Origin of the sequence: Aliidiomarina haloalkalitolerans (assembly GCF_003987315.1) — a bacterium.
Taxonomy (GTDB): domain Bacteria; phylum Pseudomonadota; class Gammaproteobacteria; order Enterobacterales; family Alteromonadaceae; genus Aliidiomarina; species Aliidiomarina haloalkalitolerans.
Genome location: NZ_PIPI01000003.1, coordinates 19,323 through 40,109 on the forward strand (window position 1 = coordinate 19,323; position 20,787 = coordinate 40,109).

The following is a 20,787-nucleotide window of genomic DNA, read 5'->3' on the forward strand; positions in this document are numbered from 1 at the left end:
CGAAAGCTCACACAGCAAAACGCGCATAAATAGGGTTGTGGTCTGACACTGTAGTGGTGTTGATAGCAGTCGCTTCTTTCAGTACCAAGTCGCGATAGAAAATGAAATCGAGTGGGTGGGTGCGATAGGTTTTAATGTGGTGATCGTCAGTCATGTAGGCTTGGCGCAAACCGACGCTGCGACAAAAACGCAGCAGATGCAGGCGGCGCTGACGATTCCAGACGTTAAAGTCGCCCGCAACTATCAGTGGACCGTTGTGGTGATTCAATTCAGCTCGTAACAGCTCCATTTCCCGCAAGAAATAGTTGGCGCTGACAAAGTTAATGGCGTGCACATTCACCACCAGTAACGACTGTTCATTCGGTAGCGGGTGATACGACAACATATAGCTTTTGTGCGTGGCGAAAATGCCTTCACGCTTGCTGGTTAAGCGCGTTTGCACGTCGGTAAATGCAATTTGCGAAGCAGTTAGTACACCATACACTGAACGGCTAGTTTGCATGTTCGGTGCTACGGCATAGGACCAATGCGGCAATTTCCAGTCACTGTTTAAGGTTAGCTTTGCTTCTTGGAGCAGCAAAAAAAGACTTGGAAATTGATGCAGAATACGCGCTAACGCCACCTGAAATTTCAGTGTTTGCGTCAGCTTTTGTGTATTCCAGCACAGCACGCCAAACTCTTCACCACGAATAATCGCTTGTTGATGAATAAAGCGTTGAGGAACAATGATTCTGGGCTTTAGCACTTCTCCGCCTTTCAATCGGTAATGGATGATCGCTGCAGTTTTAGACCATACTGCTTAAGAATTATACCAAAAAACTGTGGCAGACTCGTCTAGTTTTTCCGTGGATTTACCCCAAAAAACAATGTCTAGCCAATGCCAAGCCAATGCCTATCGACATTTTTTCACGAAATCTTGATCAATTTAGGTTTGTTTAGTAAAGTTAATTGCATTAGGCTTATTAAACATAGCTAAAGTGAATCCATGGCCAGAAACGAGAGTGAACAAATCTATAAAGGACTGCTCGACACCTTGGTGTTGAACGTGTTGTTGGCTGAACCCAATTATGGGTTTGGGATAAAAGAGACGTTGCGTGAGCAGTTAGGGGATGATGCTGATGTGGTGAAAGAGGCAACCCTATACCCCTTGTTACACCGACTCGAACGAAAAGAGTTGGTCCTGTCATATCGTCAGCCGGGTGACCGCGGTACGCCGCGGAAATATTACAAAATCACGCAATCTGGACACCAATACCTGAAACAACAAATTGAAGCTTGGCGGCAAGTCTCGGCATTACTTGACCGAACAATTTTTAAGAAGGACTGACGTATGAACTTTCATCGCTTAACACGCTTTCCGAAGCATACATTTCCAGGTGATTTAGCAACAGGGAATGCTGCTATTGATCAGTATTTGCGGGATCTCGACGCTCGGCTGGTCGGTAGTCAGGGCGTGCGAAAGATAACGCTTGAAGAAACTCGAGACCATTTGCTCGAGTCGACCGACCATATGGTCGCCGCAGGTCAGCCGATTGAGAAGGCCGCCGAGCAGGCGGTGGTCAACTTTGGCGACGTCGAAGTACATGCCAAGTCGCAACGGCAGGAACGCTACAAGCTATTCGTCACCATGTTTTTTCGGTTTGGTCTGACATTTGCCACGCTCATGTTCCTAATGAGTCTTATGTCAACAGCGTCTTTTCTTGGCGAAGAAAAAGCTGAGCGCAGTTTGCTTGAGAACCTTCCAACGATGGCGACTATTTTTATTTTTAACGCTACCTTCTTTGGTTTTTTTATGAGCTATTGGTATACCTTCGCATTCACGCAAGCCAAACCTGAGCCAGTGAAGTTATCTACGAAGGGCGAAGTGCTTGAAGTTTATTCACAAAAAGGTAGTAAGTATGCGGCGATTTTCCTGCTGATCGTCATGGGCGGTATTTCACTTTCGTGCTTAGCCGGTCTTTTTGGCTGGGGTTATATGGCGCCAACCGGTACCGCTTTAAACGTCATTCTCTTTTTACTGGGTGCGCAGTTGGCGATTGGTGGCTGTGTGGCCTGGGATCGCTACGAGCTGACACAGGACACTTTGACCATCCGTTCGTTTACTGGTAATCACACGGTTCCGCGAGCAGGCATCGTCGACTTGAAAGAAAAGCCATTTTGGTGCAGCTTTGTCGGTCTTGGCATTGGCAAACACTATGCGTTAATTTGGCGCGATGATGCGGGTCAACAGCACAGTATTAACTTAGTGCTCAATGGCGAAATGCATAATTCCGATAGTCTCATTGCGACGCTTAAAGCGACCGCCAACGACAGTGTATCCGTCGCCGACGGGAACTCAAATTAAAGCTCGGTGATAAACTCTTGAATCATGGCGACCAACCACTCAGGAGCGTCGGCCATGATGAAATGGCGCGACTGCTCAGCAAAGGCGAAGCGATGGTATTGCTTCGCCACGTGCACAAACTGATCTTCATAGTTTTTCTGCACTTGCTCAGGTGTCGCATAAGGTGCGCCATTTTGCACCGCGCGCAATTACCTTTCCGAAGCGATTAGCAAATTGAATGCCGCAAATCGTATCGACGCTGCGCGGATCGCCCGTCAGAAAGGCTGGTTGTAGTGCGGCCAGGTTTAAAGCTGCTATGAGTCTTCCACAATTAAGTTTCGGCACAAAGGGGTCACCTGAACTCTGCGCGGCTCGAGGCTTGCGAGGTGACTATCAGTTGCGTTGTGTGTCCATAGGCCAAGGAGTCCGAAGATATAAACATAGCGACGACGAAAATGCAGTACCCTCGCATGGTTGGGCGTCGGTGCTGTCCATTGCGAGGTGGTCACTGGTTCTTCGTCGAGAGCAGGGATCATCGCGCTTAGTGATGCATAGAAAGCTTCGTCAATAATCTCGAGCTCAGGTGCGACTGCGCTTTGCAGCACCATAACCTCCGCAACGCTTTGCTGTAACGGGCACTCGTCGCTGTAGTCAATGAAGCCCCAATTGAACTTTCGAAATGCTGACTGCAAAAGTGCAAGATAGATTTCGCCAGACTTGTCGGCTTCGAGTAATTTGCGACCTTTTGCGGTTAACTCAATTTTAGTTTTATATTCTTTAACCAATGGGCTTAAGCACACTATATGGCGAAGCACTGCAACAGCTGTTGATTTTGACTCGGAGGTAACTTTCTCAAACTGTGACTCTTGAATTAACGGAATTCGCGGGTCGTGCAGTTTTGCGTCGATCGCTTTCACAAGTTTTACAGGTAAATAGCCACTGGCAGTCAATTTCACTGGCCCTTCTCGAAAGGCATCAAAGAGCGGCGTTAACGCCTGCAGAATGGGTGCCTGCCGAGCCATATCATCTGCTGGCGCTGCAATTCGATATGGCTCGTGACCATAGGGGTCGCGATTAAAATCATTGAGGGTTGCATAGCTAAAACGTTGGTTGATTGCGTGATAAATATCGTGATTAAACTGTTCATGCAACGCCGCAATCATAGCGAGTTCGGCTGCGGAAAAGTCATTGTCCTCATCTAGGCCAAACTCAAATGGCACTTCCTCGTCATCCATACAAGCAATAAACGCTGGCTGTTGTCCGTAACCCTGCAGGACAGTCAGGGTATAAAAGCGCTGCAACAGCGACTGAATGCGCTCTTGGTCGACTTTTTGCGAATTCTTGCGTAAGTAATGAACGCCGCCACTGTTTTCCTCAGGACAAACACCTACCGCGTGTAGCAGCTTAACGTGGGTGTCAGCAGGGAGGATGACACTTTCTTCGAGCTTAATGGTGTGCATCCAGTCATCACCATAATCATATAAATACTTGATTTGACGATGATTACCATTAAGAACTTCGGTGACTGGTACATCAAATTCCAGAAGCTCATCCCCTGGTTCGAAGTCATCCTCGTAGTCCGAGAAATTACCTTTGGCAGTAATAAACATGTGCAAGTGCGAAAGCTGCCAACCCATGGCTAACTGCAGATAGTAATGGAGTTGATGTAAATCCGTTTCGGCAGGAATGAGCAGTGTGCGCTCGATAGGATTGGGTGCGTCATCAAGGCTGACACTAATTTGCAGATATTTAGGCATATATTTTCGATTTCGTTAGACTTAAATTAACGAAAGTTTAACCGAAGTCGAACTGGTTCGGTAACCCCAAGACAAGGATTAATCGATCGCTGAACGCTAGACAAACAGTTTATCGTTGTTGAACCGCTTCATTCGCGAGCTTTTCAATCGCCGCCCAGTCTTTTGCTCGAATCGCATCGGCGGGCAATATCCACGAGCCACCCACGCAGAGAACATTGTTCAGCGCTAAATAGTCGCGATTCCTGGAATCAAAGGCATGTCACCAGCTTTTGCCGCTGTTAAAAGCTCGTCGGTAATGCCTGGGCTAATGGCAAATTGGGCGCCTGCACCCGCTGCAGCAGCAAGCTCTTCCGAGGTTGTTGCTGTGCCCACGCCAATGATGAAATGGCTTCGGGTGCCATCACAGTTGCCCATGACGAAGGCATCGAAATTCCAGAACAGCTAGCTGTCATTGGCTTTGATAACATCAACTTCTCGCACTACACCTACCCAAAACTGACCACCATTGACTACCCGGTGGCGGAAATTGGCCAAATGGCTGCGCGTTGGATATTAAAAACCGTGTACCAAAAGCCGATTGAAGAACTGAAGTCCTTGTTTACACCGGAATTGATTGTGCGGAATTCCACGTCTAGTCGCGGGTAACAAACTCACGCAGCCAAACATCAACGGTGACGGTCAGCTCGGAAAGTGCTTCCGCGCGAGATCTTCCTTCGCTGCTGGCGCGATAAAGATGTGGCGTCATGACCAGTAGATCACGAACAGCTTGGTTGCTTGGCAAGGTGACTGTGAATGTTATGCGCTGTTCGCTCGTTAACTGCCAGCTCGCGCCGGTAATTGGTAACTGATACGGCTTAGCTTTTACGTCCGTGTATATGACTTGTTTTAGCTCAATGAGATGATTCTCGGCGGGATCGACCATAATCAAGCGTCCATTTGGCGCTAGAACCCGAGCAAACTCTGCTTCGACTGGGAAGCCGAACACACACAGCAGGGCGTCGATACTGCCTGCAGCAATTGGAATTTGATTGTTTGAGGCGACAAGCCAAGTCGCACGCTTGTCGCTGCGCGCCGCAGCTTGTACTGCCCATTTGGAAATATCGAGGGCGACAACGTCCATGCTTAGACCGCTGGCTTGCGCCGCATCCAAGATCTGACGTAAGTAATAACCCTCACCACAGCCGGCGTCGAGTATGCTCTGTGGCGGCTGATGTAAAACAACGCGTGTTAGTGCCTCTGCCAGTGGCTGATAAAAGCCACTGGCGAGAAACTCGGCGCGTGCCTGCACCATGGCCTTACTGTCGCCTGGATCCTTCGAGCGCTTGTTCTGCACCGGCAAAAGATTAACATAACCCTGCTTGGCCACATCAAAGCTGTGGCCGTTGTCACAGCGCCAGGTTTTGCCATCAAGTACCAGCACTGACTCGCAGTTCAGCGGGCAACAAAGTTTTGTGAACGGCTGCACCATTAAACTTTGAAGAACTTAATGCTCAGCGGATAATGCCAAAGCACGCCTTCCTTCGCTTTCATTGCGCCGATAATGGCAAAGACAACGTGGCAAATAACGAGTGCCAACAAGATAAAGAAACCAACAAGTACCGCAGCCAAAATGAGGCCGACGATTGAATAGATGACTGAGCTAATTAGCCAGTTCGCCACAATACGACCGTTTTGGTCAATGAACGGCTCTTCTTTCTTCACCAGCCAGAGTACGATGGGTACGATTAAGCCGATCCACGGAAAGACCAAACCGAGTAAAAGCGACAGGTGAATGAACATGGAGTAATCGCGGCTGTCGGTTGCGTTCAGCACCGAGCCTGTAGGGCGAGGATCGTCGAGCAGCTTTTTCTTTTCTGCTTGATACTCCTCCTCACTTAAAACTCCATCTTCTTTTAGCTTATGTAAATTACGTAATTTTTCGGTATCCATAAGATTTTCCTTGTTATTATTTTTGTAGAGTGCTCGCTAGCGTATTTGCGAATGTAGCCCGAATTTTTAAAAACAACAAGCAAGTGCTTTCGTCTTGGTCAGCGTTCTCTTGCTGCATAAATATTAATTAAAGTATAAATTTAGTTACATTGAATGTTTTTCTGTTGTTAGTGAGCGTAATTAGTAACATTATTTGAATACTTTGATAAATCACAATAATGTGCTAAATTAGGATCATAAGTGAGAAAAGCGACGTTAAAGTAACGAAAAGGTATCACTATGCGATTCAGGACGGCGCCTGTCGGAGCGATTCTTGCGGAGCTTGGTCAACGACTCAAGCAAGCTCGCCTCAATAAGAATCTAACTCAAGAAGACGTTGCCAAAAAAGTCGGGGTGGCGCGGCGCACCGTTGTTGAAGCGGAAAAAGGTCATGCGCGGCTGGAAACTTTTGTAGCAATTCTACAGGTGCTTGGTGTCGCGGAACAGCTTGAGAACTTCTTACCGGAGCAAGATCTATCGCCTCTGGAAATATTAAAACTCAAAGGGAAAAAGCGCCAACGAGCAAGTGGTCAAGTCGACGATAGCGAGGACATGGAACAATGGTAATGGAAGTTGTTACGGTTCGCTATCAGGATGAGGATGCCGGCGCTTTAAGCTTTGACACCACGAAAGGTTACGGCAGCTTTCAATATACCCCCAATTTTATTAAGCGAGGCGTCGAGTTATCGCCACTGACTATGCCCTTACAACAGAATCCGTATTCCTTTCCTGAACTGAACTTTGAAACCTTTAAAGGACTACCGGGCTTAGTCGCCGACTCTTTACCTGATGATTTTGGCAATGCGGTCATGAATGCTTGGGTAGCGGCACAAGGCAAGTCACCAGAGGACATAACGCCACTGCAGCGCCTACAATATACCGGCGTTCGTGGCATGGGTGCGCTGGAGTATGCGCCGGCCATAAACAAAAGTCTCTTAAACAAAGCGCAGCAAATTGAAATCGATAGCCTGATTGCGGTTGCGCAAGAGGTGATGAATAGCCGCGACCAGTTTTCCGTCAACCTCGCAACTGACCGTCAAGCCGACCGCCAAGCCATGATGGAGCTGTTATCGGTTGGAATGAGTGCAGGTGGTGCGCGGCCGAAAGCGGTACTAGCGTTTAACGACGACTTCACGCAAGTTCGTTCAGGGCAAACCACAGTGCCTGCAGGGTTCACCCACTATTTGATGAAGTTCGACGGTGTCACCGAGCACAATGCCAATCGCGAGACCTTTGGTGACCCCAGTGGTTTCGGTGTCATGGAGTATATCTATTATCGCATGGCCACAGCAGCCGGTATTCACATGGAGCACTGTGCGCTTTTACCTGAAGGCAATCGAAGACACTTCATTACCAAGCGTTTTGACCGCATCGGGAATGACAAGGTGCATGTGCAAACTTTAAATGGCCTAGCCCACGTTGACTACAAGAAGCCCGGTTCGTTTTCCTACGAAGAGCTTTTCAGTGTCGGTCGTGAGCTGCGTTTAAGTCGTGACGAGGCTGAACAATTGTTGCGGCGGATGTGCTTTAACATTGTCGCCCGCAATCACGACGACCACAGCAAAAACTTTGCTTTTATGCTTCCTGATAAGAAATGGCAACTAGCTCCAGCTTATGACGTTGCCTTCAGTTATAAGCCCGGCAGTAAGTGGGTCAACAGCCACTGGATGAGCTTAAACGGCAAACGCGAAGACTTTAGCCGTAAAGATTTTTATGGCCTCGAACGGTTCGGTAAGATTTTCAGTCCCGCGAATATCGATCAGATTCTCGACGAAACCATTGAGCAGGTATCGCAGTGGCGCACGCTCGCTGTTGAGCATGAACTTCCTGAGCACTTTATTCAGGAAGTGGAGCGTGGTTTGCGTTTGGACTTGTAAGTCTTGTTAACGCTTTTATTTCGGTCGCTTTAAAAACTATTTCACGAATAAGTTTGACTTCCTGCCAGATCAGCGTAGAGTGCACGTCTCTGGTTAGTAAATATTCAGTTGTTCTACACTTCGTTGCCACATTATTCGTAATTAACTCCGTTCTGTTGCTTTAACCGCTCTTATTTCCTCTCCAATGTATGCCTCAACAGGCGATTTTTATTATTTTAGGAAGATTAATTATGTCTAATACAGTTACTGGTACCGTTAAATGGTTCAACGAAGCGAAAGGTTTTGGTTTTATTGAGCGTCAAGGTGGAGCAGACGTGTTTGCTCACTTCAGCGCTATTGCAAGCACAGGTTTCAAAACCTTAGCTGAAGGCCAAGCAGTGTCTTTCACTGTGACCCAGGGCGCTAAAGGCCCACAAGCTGAAAACATCGTTGCTATCTAACTAGCACTGAGAATTCAGAATAAAGGAGCCGAAAGGCTCCTTTTTTATTGGTTGCGGCTAATAAAATCCCAATGAAACGCTTGCGTGACCGCTGCGGTCGCTTCGGGTAGTTGGTGGCAGTGCAACTGAAACACATGCCACATACCGTCAAACACCTGCAAGTCGGCTGTCACGTTTGCACGTAAAAGTGACTGGTGCAGCTCGATGGCATCATCGTATAAAATTTCGTCACTACCGACCTGTACACACACGGGTGGTAAGCCACTAAAATCGGCAAATAAGGGCGAGCAATAGGGGTGGTCATGAGGTGTGGAGCCACAATAAGCCTCTGCACACGACTGCAAACCTGCTGGCAATAACATCGGATCGCGTTTGGCATGAAACACGTGACTAGTGCGGGTAACGGTTAAGTCGACCCAAGGTGAAAATAATACGAGCCCTCTCGGCAGTGGCTGCCCCTCGTCACGCAAGCGCAAAGCCAATGCTAACGCCAGCCCGCCACCGGCCGAGTCACCCGCAATGATGATGTTGTCCGCGGGTACGCCCTGACTAAGCAAGGCTTGGTAAGCGCCAAAAGCGTCGTCGAGCGCAGCGGGAAAGGGATGTTCTGGGGCTAAGCGATAGGTTGGCATCCACACGGTTGCGTTGGCGATTAAGGCAATACCGTCAACCACTTGACGATGGGTTGCAACGTCGCCGAATACATAGCCACCGCCATGTAAATACAGCACCTGTGTTTCGCTTGCCTGGGCTACCTGGGCTTGATAGGCGCTGACTTGCCCCAGCGTTACCGTACTGCGAGTGACTCCCGGTTGTTTACGCTGCAACAGTACTGCACTTTTCATCAGAATACGTCGCACTTTAAACGGTACGCGCGGGTGAAACATCGGTTGCACTGCAAGCTTGATGAAACGCCTTAAATATTCCTTTTTCATGCCTTTTCTCTTTAGCCTTTCCGTGAGCCGCCAGTAAACCACTGATAGTCGGCGGCATTAACGTGGCGAGTTTGCCAGCGATAACTAAACGTAAATCCGTACCAATTGACGACATTACGCCCATTTGCATCTAAATACCATGAACTACAACCGGACGACCAAACTGCTCTCCCGAGTTTTCGCTGTAAGGCCGACACATATTTGCGCTGACTTTCGGGTTTGACGTCCATTGCCACTGACTGACGCACATCAAGCTGGTGCAAGCAGGCCAATACGTAATGAATTTGCGACTCGAGCATCAGCAAAATAGAACTGTGCGATAAGTTTGTATTCGGGCCGTAAAGCATGAACAGATTCGGGAAACCATGCACCGAAATGCCCTTGTAGGCCTCGGCACCTTGCGCCCATGCGGTGTTTAAATTGAGTCCACCGCGACCAATGACACGCAGCGGCGTGAGAAACTCCGAAGCCCGAAAACCGGTGCCAAGTACCAACACATCGGCGTTGTGCAAAGTACCATCGGAAGTAACGACGCCATTTGCGGTCACTTCTTGAATGGGTTGGGTGACTAAATTCACATGCGGTAAATCAACACTTGAGTACCAGTCGTTGGCCAATAAAATACGGTTGCAGCCCACTTGATAATCCGGAATGAGTTGCTGGCGTTTCATACGGTTTTTAACGTCGCGGCGAGCGAGCCAGCGCGCCCGCCATTCACCATACTTCAGTAACCAGTGAAAACGCGTAAAGACGACAGCACGCGACTCGCTTTTTACATACAAGAACGTCCGATACAACCGTGCTGCGCCGGGTACATGGCGGAAAAGCCACTGCTCCCATGGCTTGAATGGTCGGTCATTTTTGCCAATCACCCACGACCCAGAACGCTGGAAAACATGTAGCTCCTGCGCAACTTGAGCGAGCTGCGGCACAAACTGAATTGCCGATGCGCCAGTGCCAATAACGCCAATACGTTTCCCTTGCAGGCTCACGGAGTGATCCCAGCGCGCCGAGTGAAATACCGGCCCGTTAAACTGCTCGAGCCCTTGAATGTCGGGGTAACGGGGTTGGTTGAGCTGTCCCATAGCCGTGATCACCACGCGGCTCTCGAGTACCTCACCCGTGCTTAAGTGTACTTGCCACACGTTGCGGGCGTCATTGAAAACGAGTTCACTCACTTCGGCACCAAAGCGCAGGTGTTGCTGTAATTCAAACCGTGCAACACACGATTCAATATAGGCTTTAATCTCTGCATGCCCGCTATAGCGTCGTGACCAGTCGTGTTTCGGCGCAAATGAGAAGGAATATAGATGAGATTCGACGTCGCAAGCAGCGCCGGGGTATGTATTATCCCGCCAGGTTCCACCCACGCTATCGGCTTTTTCGAGAATCAGAAAATCATCGCGACCGGCTTTCTTCAGCTGAATAGCCATGCCGATACCACCAAAACCTGAGCCAATAATGATGAGGTCGTGGGGCTTGTTCATTTTCGCAAACTCATTTGGCGAACTTTCGGCGGTACATGGAGTGGTCTGCGTGTTGCATAAGCTGTTCAATGGTGTTGCCATGGAATGGCCAAAGCGCAACCCCAATACTAATGCCAATGCGAACTGACAGCGATTTCACTTGCAGGGGCTGCGCAAAGGTTTCGTCAATATTTTTTACCACGGTATTCACCGCTGCTTCCAAAGATAATTGACTATTGCCAACGTCGACCAGCACAACAAACTCATCACCGCCTAAGCGCGCAACGGTGTCGGTGGGACGCACAGAACCTTGCAAACGCTTGCCAACGGCTTTTAATACTTCGTCACCGAAGGCGTGACCTTTTTCGTCATTCATTTGTTTGAACTTGTCTAGGTCGATATACAAGACCCCAAAGCCGCGCCTTGTGCGTTTTGCACGGCTGATAGCAACATCGGCACGATCCGCGAATAGAACGCGATTGGGTAGGCCGGTTAAAGAATCAGTCAGAGCCATCGCCTCAAGCTTGGCAATTAATGCTTCACGCTCTACTTCAAGTCGTTTTTGCTCGGTAATATCCCGAGCAACGCCAACCCGAACCTGGTCTTTTTCCGACCAACGAGTAGTCCAGTGAATATCAATGGCGTGTCCGTCTTTGTGAATATATTTATTCTCGAAGTGGACAACGTCACCACCGGCGTTGACGTGCTCAGCAAGGCGCAGGGACGCCTCGCGATAATCAGGATGCATGAATTCATAGATCATCCGTCCGACCATCTCGTCTGGCCGATACCCAAAAACCCGTTCAGCACCGCGACTCACATAACTGATACGGTGATTAGGCTCGACCACGCAAATGGCTTCGAGTAGTAAATCTAAGTACTCAGCTAGTTCTGCAAATGCCGGTCTTGTCATGGGTTAACTCGCGTTTTCTTATTGTTATGTGCGGTTGAAGAATGACTCATGTGTGACCTTAATTTGGTCATGCACCATTAAGCCACTGTTTTCCTCAACCTGCAATTTATCTGTTTAAACTTTAGTCAAAAAATAGACTAGGCGGTATTTCAGAACTTAGTCTACGCTTAAGCAGGCACATTCAGCTAAAAAGGAAAACAGCATGGCAAAAATGACAAACGTTGGTGAAATCGACCGCATGATTCGAATTATCGTGGGTCTGTTAATTGCGGTGTGGAGTATTAATGCCGGCAACTTCTGGTGGATCCTCGGTGTTGCTTTAATCGCCACCGGCATATTTCGGTTCTGCGGTTTATATCGGGTACTCGGAATTAACACCTGTAAAGTGAAATCTTAAGTCCTTATCAAGCAGTAGGCTAAGTGACCTTACTGCGCTGCTGGAACTCTGCGTTCAAGTAGCGCTTCTCTTGCATAATTACTGCGAGTCGGCTTACTGCTGACTCAACTTCTGCGTAGCTGTTATACAGCGGTGCAAAGCCGATGCGTAAATATTCAGGCGCACGAAAGTCGGCAATGACCCCTTCGGCAATCAGTGCTTGGCAAATGGCATAGGCCTCTGCATGTTGAAACGCTAATTGACTACCACGCTCGTCTGCGACTACTGGTGAAATGCATGGCATTACATCGAGTAAACCGTGCTTGTCCATACACTCTAACCAGTAACTGCTTAAGCCAATCGACTTGGTTCGAATGTCGCTCATAGTCACGTCAGCAAACAGGTCAAGCGCGGCATCAACGGCCACTAACGACAATACGGGTGGTGTGCCTGTCAGAAATTGACGGATACCGTCGGCGGGTGCGTAATTGACCTCGAATGCAAATGGCGCTGCGTGCCCGAGCCAGCCATAAAGCGGGTGCAGAGGCTGGCGCTGTTGTTTGAGATGGCGCTCGGCGGCATATAAGAACGCCGGTGCGCCGGGTCCGGCATTGAAATATTTATAGGTGCAACCGACAGCAAAGTCGATTTCGTTAGCCACCACATCAACCGGTAAAGCACCTGCACTATGCGCCAAATCCACGACGGTCAACGCGCCACATTGCTTCGCGCGTTGACTAATGTGAGCCATAGGAAGGCGTCGGCCGGTGCGAAAATTAACTTCAGTAACCAGAACCACAGCCGTATTTTCGTTAATTTCATTCAGAAGTGAGTCTTCACTAACCAAACGCAGCTTACAGCGTTCACCAAGCCACTGCTCAATGCCCTGAACCATGTATAAATCAGTTGGAAAATTGTCGGTAGTGGAGAGAATTTCACTGCGATCGGAATTAATCTGTAGTGCGGCACAAAGCACTTTAAACAGATTAATCGAGGTCGAGTCACAACAGATTGTTTGCCCTTCAGGGGCACCGATCAGACGACCAATTTTGTCACCGACAGTTAGCGGTAAATCAATCCAACCATGTTTGTTCCAGCTGGTAATCACGTCGTCACCCCATTCATGGCGCAAGGCTTGGTTGACACGTTCGTGGACACTTGGTGCCATTAAGCCCAATGAGTTGCCGTCGAAATAAATCGTATTGGCTGGAATATGAAACGCTGCGCGTTTATGAGCAAGCGGGTCTTCTTTGTCGAGCGGATGCACTGCTGTCGTCATGGTTACCTCGTGAGCTCCGGATAAAGGTTACGAATGGTCTCGAGTACTTGCTCGAACGCCTCGGTGTCCGGATGAATTAAATCAAAGTGGCCAGCGCCAGGAATATCGACGACTTCGGCGCCATCGAGTTGCTGTTGTTCAATGCCAACAATCGTATCTTGATCACCGCGCAATAAAAAGACGAATGAATGCCGTGACTGTTTGGCCGGATTCATGACTTGCGCCTGATCCGGCGCGGTGGCAAGGAAATTTGCCCCCGCTTGTTGGCAACCACTAGCGCCAGCAGCATAGGCTTCAATGTCAGTGATGGCGGCAAGGCCGATTACACCCCGAATCGGAAGTCGTTGTTGTGGCTGGCTGGCGAGCAACGCTAAATGACCACCCGCGCTATGGCCGACCAAAGTGATATTTCTAGGTTGAAACCCTGTGTCTTGGGTGTTGGTTAGCAGCTCCAAGGCTTGCAGAATGTCGTCGAGCGACCCTGGCCAGCCACCACCTTCATCGCCTAAGCGGCGGTATTCAACCAGTGCGACCGCAAAACCGGCAGCGCTCAAGCCTTCGGCGAAACCACGCGCATGGTCAACTCCAAAAGTGTTTTGCCAGCAACCACCGTGGATATAGACGACTAAGGGTGCGTCGTTGTGTACCGTAGACTCAGCTAGGTAAAGCTCAATAAACTGTGATTCAGCGTCGCCATAATGAATCACCTTGTCGGCAACCGCGGTTGAGCGTTCGATGACCTGCTGGAAACTCACGGGTGAGGTCAGCCCTAGTGAAGTAGTTAAATACCAACTCAACAAAAAACTTAAAGCAAAGCCCACGTATCGAACTCCTCGGATTTCTCGAACGATGACAACCAAAATAGCAGTAGTGACGTAGTCACCCCATTAAGATTTCTTTATATGATGAATGTCATAGAACTCTATGAATAAATATTTCCAAATGCTAATGTTCAAAAAGAGAGTCAAATGGAGTAGTTAGTTTGCAGAATCAGTCCCATTTTAAAGCAGTTTCTCAGCAACATATCTTAGATATTCTTCACAATTCGGAAATAGGTTTGTGGGAATGGGATATGCAAAATGACATTAATCAGATCAATGAGCGTTGGGCAGCCATGATCGGTTATACAGTTGAAGAGATCTCCCCATTAACATTCACTCGCTTTGAAAGTCTTATTCACCCTGATGATCTTCCGATTATCCACGCTGCGTTAGAAGCAAAACAAGCTGTACCTGAACGTTTGTTTAGTTGCGTTTTTCGAATGCAACATAAGCAAGGGCGTTGGGTATGGATAAAAGCGCGTGGGGACTTTAGCCAATTTGAAAGTGGCAAACCGGTGGCAATGGCCGGAGTGCATTTTGAAGTGACCGAGCTAATGGGCAAAATCGAGCTTGAGCGCGTTGTTTACCAGCAGCTTGACGAATTGATGGCCGGTACACGAGTTGCTTTCTATTCCTATGAGCCGACCCCTCCTTATCATTTGAACTACGTGTCTCCAAATCTGACGGCTGATTTCGGTTTATCAATGCACTCAGGTGACATCAATACGGATTGGCACCAGCGTTTACATCCAGACGAACGCGATTATGTGATTGCAGAATTCCGCCAGTTTATGGCGTCGAAAAGAAGAACCGATTTAATTCGCACTTTCCGTATGCGCGACAAAAATGGCGTTTACCAGTATATTGAAGACCATTGCCATAAAGTTATAGAAAACGGTGAAGTTGTTCGAGTGGTTGGCTCAGCTCAAAATGTACAGGAGTTCATGGACCAAGACCGGCTACTCAAGCGAATCGCTGACGTTGCCTTGGGCTTACTTTACAAATTTGTCCGAGCTCCCGATGGCACTGTCAGCTTCCCGTTCGCCAACAAGTCTATTTTCGACATCTATGGTGTTACAGCAGAGCAGGTTGCTGAAGACGCTAGTTCTGTGTTTGCAGCAATCCATCCGGATGATGTGCAGCGTGTCGCTGAAAGTATTGAAGAGTCGGCTCAAACGTTACTACCGTGGGACTGCGAGTATCGAGTGATCCGCGGAGACAGTACCATGTGGGTACATGGTCAGTCGGTTCCTGAGTTAGAAAGTGATGGCTCGATTGCTTGGTATGGCATGATTATGGACATCACTGAAGCGAAGCACACTGAACAACAGCTTCGTGAATACCAATTTCAATTGGAGCGTGCGCAAGAAATCGCCAAATTGGGGCACTGGCGAGCAAACATGTCGTCGGGTGAACTATTCTGGTCAGATACCATCTTTGCCATTTTCGGCTTCGATAAACAGGATATTACGCCTTCATTAGACCTATTTAATAGTTGCGTGCATCCTGAGGACATCGAGGCGGTGCGCGAAAGTGAACGCGTTGCGATGGAAACAGGTTTGCATAATGTTGAGCATCGGATTATTCGGCCAGACGGTGAAATCCGCTGGGTGCATGAACTAGCTGACTACACGCAAACAGAGAGTAATGGCAGGTACTTGACAGGAACTGTGCGTGACATAACCGAAACGAAACTCCTCGAACTTGAACTGCGCAAACTCTCGGACACGGATGCCCTCACCCAAATCGACAATCGGCGCTCGTTTTTCTTAAAAGCGCTGCCGATGCTTAACCGCCAGAACCGCATTCAACAGCCGATTTCTGTAATTATGTTTGATATTGACGAGTTTAAGCGGGTGAATGATCTACGTGGCCACTCTGCAGGCGACCAAGTATTAATCAAGGTGAGTGCGGCAGTACGCAGTCGTCTGCGCGGAATGGATCTGTTTGCACGTCTCGGCGGTGAAGAGTTTATTGTGTTAGCGGAAAGCATTACCTGTGAGCAAGCTGTAAACGTCGCAGAACAATTGCGACATCTCGTTAGCCAACTTGAGATTAAGTTAGATCGCGATAATGTGTTTAAGGTCACCGCAAGTTTTGGCGTTGCCGAACGTCTTCTGGACGAGTCACTAGATGACCTTATGATTCGCGTCGACAAAGCTATGTATCGCGCAAAGCAAACTGGTCGTAATCGAGTCGCTGTCGCAGACTAACTAGTACCCGCAAGCATTGTAGACCGAACTCCTGTACTTGCTGGAGTTCGGTCCCTGCTTGCTTTTAGTTCAAGTAAATCTCGCCATCAACCTCAAGCGCGCGGCCTTGAGCATCGACCATACCGGCACCAAAGCTCAGGTAATAATCTTCATCGGTTGGCAAGACGGTGCGTTGCTCGTCATCGAAGCCATCCACCGAAACAACCAAGTGTAGGGTGTTCTCAAGCCAGACTGGCAGATAAGGCACTACTGCATGGGTGCTTGCATGGCGCACTTGCAAATGAGACTCGACGCTGGCGCGATCGACTGCTTGTGAAAATTCGACCGTAATCACCGCACCTAAAGACTTATCGAAAATGACATTTGCTGTTGTCAGTTCGTGGTTTGGTGCTGGCGCCGGAATTCGCAGATCAATCACATCGTCGATGGCGATAAGCTGACCGCGCCAACGGAAATACGCAGCTTTAGAAACATCTTCTTCATCCGCGCCAGCAAGCAGTTCCGCTAGGTTCACGACTTGAACCCAATGCTGACTCGTATAAGAGCGCGAAATAGGAGCGAATAATTGATCACCAATTACTTTGAAGCCATAGCTACGTTCTTGGTCGAGTCCGAGGTTCAATGGCAGCAGGAGACGACGTGTTTCACCAGTGACGACGTTAATCATCATGATAAATTGCTGTTCCCAAGTCTGGCCGGTACGCACTTCGGCCATATAGGTTAAGAACCAGTCGCCATACACAGCTTTAAACTGACCCAGATAGCTTAATCCTGCATGCTCAAATGCGTCGTCCACAAACACCGGCTCTGAGCGTGGCGGTAAAATCGAGTACACCGCAGTCGACTCGGCGTCAAAATTAAACAAGTGACCGTGTGGGCCACGGTAAATTTGACCAAATGGACCACGCAATAAGTCGCCATAGTCAGCCCGTTCAATGCCGTCTTGGCTCGCATGCACGAGCAGTGGCGTGCGGCTTCGATCAAGGGTGAATAACGTATTCACATCGTCAAAATGAACACTACCACTGTTAATAGGCTGAATAAGCTCGAGTGTATTGTCGGTGTATTTGAATATCGAGTAGCCTTGGTTGTCGCCCGTTGGGATCAGTGCGTCGATGAACAGCTCGCCTTCTGCATTGATGTGCATCGATTGCACTCGATAGTCCGCCGGCGTAATCGCTTCGACCTGACCATCAAGGTCTAATTGATAAATAAAGCGGTCGCTATCTCTCGCGACCCGGCAATAGCCAGTAAACTCACAATCACCGGTAACTGTATAGGTTGAAGCATGGAAGTAGAGCTTGCCAACCCAGTTGCCTTGCTCGTCGACGCGCGGGTCGAGTTGCAAAACCGGTGTTATTGATATGGGCTGATTGGAGTCGAAACCGGTGAAAATCAGGTCGGGTGCCAGACATTCGTAGTCGTCTGTGGTGCGATCAACTTTGACTAAGCCACAGCTTTTCTGGTGCACGATGTAATTATCAGAATCACTACCACCGAGCGCAAGAAACAGGTAACGACCGTCCGGACTGGTTGCAATATCACTTGCGGTTACGGCGACATTGGACTCAGCAATAAAGCGATACTCACCGGTACTGGTCACGCCAATCATATTAGAATTGGAGCCAAATGTGGTGACGTCAGTGAATTCGTCGCGCGTAAAGGCCATTTTAAAGACGGTTTCAACATCATCGGTGTTGAAAGCAAGTTCGAGTGGCGGGCGACCAAAAAAGGCCGTCAGGTCGCACGGGCCAGTGACCGGGCCAACCGTGTATTTATTGCCTTCAAGGCGACCGTTGCAACCTTGTGCGTCGTGTAGAATGAAGTTGGGATGGGCCTCAAATGTAAATACATACGTGCTACCCTGCAACGCTGAAATGGCGTTTGGGGTAACGGTTCCGGGGCCCGAGGCAAAGCCTTGAATGAGGTGGCGTTGCTGAACGGGAGGCGTGTCATCGCCACCACCGCCGCCACAGCCGACAAGAACGGCAGTGAATCCTAATGTTAATAAACTCTTCCAATGAATCATGTGTTGCTCCATATGACAAAGCACCCCGAAGGGTGCTTTGTTTCAGGTTAGTTTGCTTTCTGAAGTTCTAACTGGCGGTAATATTCCTGATAAGCAGGACTATACGGCCCGGGCGGTAAGGCAGTGCCTAAACCATAAAATACTTCGGCATTGGCAGTCCGCGTCAGCGGTAAGTAATTTGGTGCCGCACGTTCAATCGCCGCGGTAATGGCCATCGCAATTAAGTCAGCAAATGGATTACCCGTGCTATTTTGTTGTTGCGGTGAATATGCCAATTGTTTACGCGCATGCCAAAGTTGCTCGCCATGCTTGTCAACTAAGCGGTATTCGAAATCAACTTGAGTTGTGGTTGATAGAATAACGTATTTGGCTTCCCACTCATGAATAGTGACATACAAAACACTGTCAGCGCCGAACAAGGCAGCTAAATTCTCGGCTGGCGCGGCATGAACTTCGGCAGCTTCATAATAGCCTTCGCTTTCAAGAATGGTTTTCACTGTATGGACAGGGAACGTGTAGTAGCCTTTTTCTGCCAAACTAAACGGTAAGGTGGCAAGTACCGAGGTAGGGGCTTGCACATCAATAGTCCCGTTGTTCACAGGAACAATGAGAATCGATTGTAATTTAGCAGTGTGGAGCGGTTCTAAATAACTGTTATCTGTGGTTGCGGTACAGCCAGCAAGAAAGACTACGGCTACAACCAAAGTGCTGATGATTTTTTTCATTGTGCGGCCGCCTGTGCTTTACGAGCTTCTAGGTTTGAAATCATAATTTCCATCATTGACCGACTTTCTGGCCAAGTTTTATGTTCTAACTGATAAAAGCGCAGCGCCGATTCAACGTCGTTCTTTTCAAGCATAAAGGTGCCTGCTTCAGCAAATAAGCCTGGGGCCACTTTCTTGGCAGAGCCTGCTTGAGCCTTTTCGATAAACGTTAAATAGTTGGTGAGCATTTGGTCTTTGACTTCTGGCTCATGGAAATAAACGAATAACGTTTCTTCGTAGTTTCCCCACTCATATAAGTTTTTGTTTGTCGCGCAACCTGAAAGCAGCAGTATTGCTGCTGTTATTGTTATTATTTTGGTTTTCATTAACGGTTAACTTCCAAGGTCCGATGGGTTTTTTCACTAAAATAGTGAGTTTGTGAATAAATAACGCGCATACCGTTACGAACTTCGATCAGATGCTCGCCTGGCAGCAATTCCACAGACAAATGTGGATAGGTGTAACTGGCAATTGGGCCGAAATCGATACCGTCCACCCATAAGTTTAAGTTGCGTGGGTCTTCTACTTTGAAGTTCACGGTCGGTGCGTCGTTAACGACACCGGTTAAACGAGTTGGTTGTTTGGCACAGCCAACAACAAGTAGCAAACAACAAGCGATAATCAGTAGTTGTTTCATTTCTTCATCTCCCGAACTTCAAGCGCAGTTAAGTCGTAGCCGTCAATGCTACCTGAACTTAAAACCGCGATGGCACCTTGGTCGAGCTCAGTGTTACCAAATAAGCCAGTTACTTTGATTTCAGCAACCTTTTGACCAGGAAGCGTGATATACGACCCCGTGGTTTGTGACCGCACGCGGTTGCCTTTGGTCATGATTTCGAATTCCATTCCGGCTTCCACGCCTTGGCTGGCGCCACCACTAATGAAGATCATGCCGTTTTCGACGGTCAGAATGTCGGCTGTCCACGGACGTTCTAACAGCATTTGGGTCATTTTCTCGACCGCTGCATTCACCGCCGCACCAATCGCTTGGTCATTCAAGCTGCCGTCATAGCCAGCCACAGAACCGAAGCCCATTGTCCGGCTTTGCTCAAGCGACGAGCTGCCAGAACCCGTCACCGATGCAATCACTTGACCGGTACGTGTGTCGACTAAACGCAAATCCACCGTCGCAGTTGCTTCTTGTTTGCCGCTGGTCGAGAAGAAGCCGCGCTCACCTGTGGTGGAACGACCAAACTGTGTCAGTGAGCCAATAACTAATGTGTCGACACCGACTAAGTCGTTGCTTTGACCCGTTAATTGCTGTTCGGTGGTCACAACATCTAAGCTTGGACGCTCAAAAATCATGAATTTGTTGGTGTTGACGATAGCTTGCGTAAACATGTCAGAAATTTTCTGATCGTGCTGACCCGTTACCGCTTCACGCAGCAAACTACGGCCATAGTTGGTTTCATTGGTTAACCGTCCAACGGCAAGCTTGCGTTTTAAAGCAAGTTCGACTGGCTGAGCAGCAATTGTTTGCTCCTGAGCTTGAGCTTGTTGTTGCTGTGTCACGGGTGCCCGCTGCGGTTGCGGCTGAGGCTGTTGACTCGCACAGGCACTGACTAAAAGAGCCGTACTCGCCAAAACAAGAAGTTTGATTTTCATATATTAAGCGACCTAGATAAG

The 20,787-nt window shown here is 48.6% G+C and carries 25 protein-coding genes and 1 pseudogene; 9 read left to right on the plus strand and 17 right to left on the minus strand.

The features are described from left to right. Positions 1-7 precede the first annotated feature (7 nt). A complete protein-coding gene (locus CWE06_RS05745) occupies positions 8-745 on the minus strand; it encodes an endonuclease/exonuclease/phosphatase family protein (protein WP_126792082.1) in 738 nt (245 codons plus the stop codon). 240 nt (positions 746-985) lie between these two features. On the opposite strand from CWE06_RS05745, the gene CWE06_RS05750 reads away from it, so the two are divergent. Together CWE06_RS05750 and CWE06_RS05755 are read left to right on the plus strand one after the other, a co-directional pair. Beyond that, positions 986-1,327: a PadR family transcriptional regulator gene (locus CWE06_RS05750; protein ID WP_126792084.1), complete on the plus strand. Its 342-nt coding sequence runs from the start codon at positions 986-988 to the stop codon at positions 1,325-1,327. A gap of 3 nt (positions 1,328-1,330) precedes the next feature. Next, a complete protein-coding gene (locus CWE06_RS05755) occupies positions 1,331-2,344 on the plus strand; it encodes a hypothetical protein (protein ID WP_126792086.1) in 1,014 nt (337 codons plus the stop codon). Here the strand turns inward: CWE06_RS05755 and CWE06_RS05760 are convergent. Beyond that, on the minus strand, positions 2,341-2,532 hold the full coding sequence (locus tag CWE06_RS05760) for a hypothetical protein (protein ID WP_126792088.1): 192 nt from the start codon (positions 2,530-2,532) through the stop codon (positions 2,341-2,343). The genes CWE06_RS05755 and CWE06_RS05760 overlap by 4 nt on opposite strands. Here CWE06_RS05760 and CWE06_RS05765 point away from each other — a divergent pair. Then, positions 2,522-2,617: pseudogene (locus CWE06_RS05765) on the plus strand (DNA-binding response regulator); the annotation flags it as partial. The gene CWE06_RS05760 and the pseudogene CWE06_RS05765 overlap by 11 nt on opposite strands. Positions 2,618-2,637: 20 nt before the next feature. Here the strand turns inward: CWE06_RS05765 and CWE06_RS05770 are convergent. The 3 genes from CWE06_RS05770 to CWE06_RS12585 form a co-directional block, all read right to left on the minus strand. Beyond that, positions 2,638-4,080 carry a plasmid pRiA4b ORF-3 family protein gene (locus CWE06_RS05770; protein ID WP_126792090.1) on the minus strand — a complete coding sequence of 481 codons (1,443 nt, stop codon included), beginning with the start codon at positions 4,078-4,080 and terminating at the stop codon, positions 2,638-2,640. Positions 4,081-4,189: 109 nt separating this feature from the next. Next, positions 4,190-4,285 carry a hypothetical protein gene (locus tag CWE06_RS12580; protein WP_275065569.1) on the minus strand — a complete coding sequence of 32 codons (96 nt, stop codon included), beginning with the start codon at positions 4,283-4,285 and terminating at the stop codon, positions 4,190-4,192. A 20-nt stretch (positions 4,286-4,305) separates the two neighbouring features. After that, positions 4,306-4,452: a beta/alpha barrel domain-containing protein gene (locus CWE06_RS12585; RefSeq protein ID WP_275065570.1), complete on the minus strand. Its 147-nt coding sequence runs from the start codon at positions 4,450-4,452 to the stop codon at positions 4,306-4,308. A gap of 12 nt (positions 4,453-4,464) precedes the next feature. On the opposite strand from CWE06_RS12585, the gene CWE06_RS05780 reads away from it, so the two are divergent. Next, positions 4,465-4,725 (plus strand): substrate-binding domain-containing protein, encoded by a 261-nt coding sequence (locus tag CWE06_RS05780; protein ID WP_126792092.1) that lies wholly within the window; start codon positions 4,465-4,467, stop codon positions 4,723-4,725. Here the strand turns inward: CWE06_RS05780 and CWE06_RS05785 are convergent. Both CWE06_RS05785 and CWE06_RS05790 read right to left on the minus strand, forming a co-directional pair. After that, a complete protein-coding gene (locus tag CWE06_RS05785; RefSeq protein WP_126792094.1) occupies positions 4,712-5,548 on the minus strand; it encodes a putative RNA methyltransferase in 837 nt (278 codons plus the stop codon). The two genes, CWE06_RS05780 and CWE06_RS05785, sit on opposite strands and share 14 nt — an antisense overlap. Then, positions 5,548-6,009 carry a magnetosome magnetite crystal formation protein family gene (locus CWE06_RS05790; RefSeq protein ID WP_126792096.1) on the minus strand — a complete coding sequence of 154 codons (462 nt, stop codon included), beginning with the start codon at positions 6,007-6,009 and terminating at the stop codon, positions 5,548-5,550. The genes CWE06_RS05785 and CWE06_RS05790 overlap by 1 nt, the downstream gene beginning before the upstream one ends. A 279-nt stretch (positions 6,010-6,288) precedes the next feature. On the opposite strand from CWE06_RS05790, the gene CWE06_RS05795 reads away from it, so the two are divergent. The 3 genes from CWE06_RS05795 to CWE06_RS05805 all read left to right on the plus strand — a co-directional run bounded on the left by CWE06_RS05795 (position 6,289) and on the right by CWE06_RS05805 (position 8,365). Further along, entirely contained in the window at positions 6,289-6,615 is a 327-nt protein-coding gene (locus CWE06_RS05795) for a helix-turn-helix transcriptional regulator (protein WP_126792098.1), read from the plus strand. Beyond that, positions 6,615-7,925 carry a type II toxin-antitoxin system HipA family toxin gene (locus CWE06_RS05800; RefSeq protein WP_338021484.1) on the plus strand — a complete coding sequence of 437 codons (1,311 nt, stop codon included), beginning with the start codon at positions 6,615-6,617 and terminating at the stop codon, positions 7,923-7,925. The genes CWE06_RS05795 and CWE06_RS05800 overlap by 1 nt, the downstream gene beginning before the upstream one ends. A 230-nt stretch (positions 7,926-8,155) precedes the next feature. Continuing rightward, positions 8,156-8,365, plus strand: a complete 210-nt coding sequence (locus CWE06_RS05805) for a cold-shock protein (RefSeq protein ID WP_126792102.1) — start codon at positions 8,156-8,158, stop codon at positions 8,363-8,365. 44 nt (positions 8,366-8,409) lie between these two features. On the opposite strand, the gene CWE06_RS05810 is transcribed toward CWE06_RS05805, so the two are convergent. Genes CWE06_RS05810 through CWE06_RS05820 form a run of 3 tightly spaced genes read right to left on the minus strand, consistent with a single transcriptional unit; the run spans position 8,410 to position 11,679 of the window. Continuing rightward, positions 8,410-9,300, minus strand: coding sequence for an alpha/beta hydrolase (locus CWE06_RS05810; protein WP_126792104.1), 891 nt, complete (start codon positions 9,298-9,300; stop codon positions 8,410-8,412). An 11-nt stretch (positions 9,301-9,311) separates the two neighbouring features. Next, complete coding sequence (locus CWE06_RS05815; protein ID WP_126792106.1) at positions 9,312-10,787, minus strand: flavin-containing monooxygenase; 1,476 nt, start codon at positions 10,785-10,787, stop codon at positions 9,312-9,314. Between the two features lie 10 nt (positions 10,788-10,797). Further along, positions 10,798-11,679, minus strand: coding sequence for a sensor domain-containing diguanylate cyclase (locus tag CWE06_RS05820; RefSeq protein ID WP_126792107.1), 882 nt, complete (start codon positions 11,677-11,679; stop codon positions 10,798-10,800). A 202-nt stretch (positions 11,680-11,881) separates the two neighbouring features. Here CWE06_RS05820 and CWE06_RS05825 point away from each other — a divergent pair, with 202 nt between their 5' ends. After that, positions 11,882-12,076, plus strand: coding sequence for a YgaP family membrane protein (locus CWE06_RS05825; RefSeq protein ID WP_241972499.1), 195 nt, complete (start codon positions 11,882-11,884; stop codon positions 12,074-12,076). Positions 12,077-12,095: 19 nt separating this feature from the next. On the opposite strand, the gene kynU is transcribed toward CWE06_RS05825, so the two are convergent. Together kynU and CWE06_RS05835 are read right to left on the minus strand one after the other, a co-directional pair. After that, positions 12,096-13,334, minus strand: a complete 1,239-nt coding sequence (kynU, locus tag CWE06_RS05830; RefSeq protein WP_126792109.1) for a kynureninase — start codon at positions 13,332-13,334, stop codon at positions 12,096-12,098. A gap of 2 nt (positions 13,335-13,336) precedes the next feature. Continuing rightward, on the minus strand, positions 13,337-14,155 hold the full coding sequence (locus CWE06_RS05835) for an alpha/beta hydrolase (protein ID WP_157981143.1): 819 nt from the start codon (positions 14,153-14,155) through the stop codon (positions 13,337-13,339). Between the two features lie 161 nt (positions 14,156-14,316). Here CWE06_RS05835 and CWE06_RS05840 point away from each other — a divergent pair, with 161 nt between their 5' ends. Further along, positions 14,317-16,368, plus strand: a complete 2,052-nt coding sequence (locus CWE06_RS05840) for a PAS domain-containing protein (RefSeq protein WP_126792113.1) — start codon at positions 14,317-14,319, stop codon at positions 16,366-16,368. A 64-nt stretch (positions 16,369-16,432) separates the two neighbouring features. Here the strand turns inward: CWE06_RS05840 and CWE06_RS05845 are convergent, their stop codons facing one another. From CWE06_RS05845 to CWE06_RS05865, 5 genes are read right to left on the minus strand one after another with little or no spacing between them, the layout of a single operon-like run. Then, positions 16,433-18,397, minus strand: a complete 1,965-nt coding sequence (locus CWE06_RS05845; protein ID WP_126792115.1) for a hypothetical protein — start codon at positions 18,395-18,397, stop codon at positions 16,433-16,435. Between the two features lie 47 nt (positions 18,398-18,444). Then, positions 18,445-19,122 (minus strand): DUF799 domain-containing protein, encoded by a 678-nt coding sequence (locus CWE06_RS05850; protein ID WP_126792117.1) that lies wholly within the window; start codon positions 19,120-19,122, stop codon positions 18,445-18,447. Next, entirely contained in the window at positions 19,119-19,487 is a 369-nt protein-coding gene (locus CWE06_RS05855; protein ID WP_126792119.1) for a DUF4810 domain-containing protein, read from the minus strand. The genes CWE06_RS05850 and CWE06_RS05855 overlap by 4 nt, the downstream gene beginning before the upstream one ends. Further along, positions 19,487-19,798 carry a hypothetical protein gene (locus CWE06_RS05860; protein WP_126792121.1) on the minus strand — a complete coding sequence of 104 codons (312 nt, stop codon included), beginning with the start codon at positions 19,796-19,798 and terminating at the stop codon, positions 19,487-19,489. The genes CWE06_RS05855 and CWE06_RS05860 overlap by 1 nt, the downstream gene beginning before the upstream one ends. Then, positions 19,795-20,766 (minus strand): CsgG/HfaB family protein, encoded by a 972-nt coding sequence (locus CWE06_RS05865; RefSeq protein ID WP_126792123.1) that lies wholly within the window; start codon positions 20,764-20,766, stop codon positions 19,795-19,797. Before CWE06_RS05865 ends, CWE06_RS05860 begins: the two co-directional genes overlap by 4 nt. Positions 20,767-20,787 lie beyond the last annotated feature (21 nt).

Coding starts and splice junctions, on each gene's coding strand:
- CWE06_RS05750 (WP_126792084.1), top strand. CDS start 986: ATGGCCAGAAACGAGAGTGAACAAATCTATAAAGGACTGCTCGACACC.
- CWE06_RS05755 (WP_126792086.1), top strand. CDS start 1,331: ATGAACTTTCATCGCTTAACACGCTTTCCGAAGCATACATTTCCAGGT.
- CWE06_RS05770 (WP_126792090.1), bottom strand. CDS start 4,080: ATGCCTAAATATCTGCAAATTAGTGTCAGCCTTGATGACGCACCCAAT.
- CWE06_RS05780 (WP_126792092.1), top strand. CDS start 4,465: ATGGCTTCGGGTGCCATCACAGTTGCCCATGACGAAGGCATCGAAATT.
- CWE06_RS05785 (WP_126792094.1), bottom strand. CDS start 5,548: ATGGTGCAGCCGTTCACAAAACTTTGTTGCCCGCTGAACTGCGAGTCA.
- CWE06_RS05790 (WP_126792096.1), bottom strand. CDS start 6,009: ATGGATACCGAAAAATTACGTAATTTACATAAGCTAAAAGAAGATGGA.
- CWE06_RS05795 (WP_126792098.1), top strand. CDS start 6,289: ATGCGATTCAGGACGGCGCCTGTCGGAGCGATTCTTGCGGAGCTTGGT.
- CWE06_RS05800 (WP_338021484.1), top strand. CDS start 6,615: ATGGAAGTTGTTACGGTTCGCTATCAGGATGAGGATGCCGGCGCTTTA.
- CWE06_RS05805 (WP_126792102.1), top strand. CDS start 8,156: ATGTCTAATACAGTTACTGGTACCGTTAAATGGTTCAACGAAGCGAAA.
- CWE06_RS05810 (WP_126792104.1), bottom strand. CDS start 9,300: ATGAAAAAGGAATATTTAAGGCGTTTCATCAAGCTTGCAGTGCAACCG.
- CWE06_RS05815 (WP_126792106.1), bottom strand. CDS start 10,787: ATGAACAAGCCCCACGACCTCATCATTATTGGCTCAGGTTTTGGTGGT.
- CWE06_RS05820 (WP_126792107.1), bottom strand. CDS start 11,679: ATGACAAGACCGGCATTTGCAGAACTAGCTGAGTACTTAGATTTACTA.
- CWE06_RS05825 (WP_241972499.1), top strand. CDS start 11,882: ATGGCAAAAATGACAAACGTTGGTGAAATCGACCGCATGATTCGAATT.
- kynU (WP_126792109.1), bottom strand. CDS start 13,334: ATGACGACAGCAGTGCATCCGCTCGACAAAGAAGACCCGCTTGCTCAT.
- CWE06_RS05845 (WP_126792115.1), bottom strand. CDS start 18,397: ATGATTCATTGGAAGAGTTTATTAACATTAGGATTCACTGCCGTTCTT.
- CWE06_RS05850 (WP_126792117.1), bottom strand. CDS start 19,122: ATGAAAAAAATCATCAGCACTTTGGTTGTAGCCGTAGTCTTTCTTGCT.
- CWE06_RS05855 (WP_126792119.1), bottom strand. CDS start 19,487: ATGAAAACCAAAATAATAACAATAACAGCAGCAATACTGCTGCTTTCA.
- CWE06_RS05860 (WP_126792121.1), bottom strand. CDS start 19,798: ATGAAACAACTACTGATTATCGCTTGTTGTTTGCTACTTGTTGTTGGC.
- CWE06_RS05865 (WP_126792123.1), bottom strand. CDS start 20,766: ATGAAAATCAAACTTCTTGTTTTGGCGAGTACGGCTCTTTTAGTCAGT.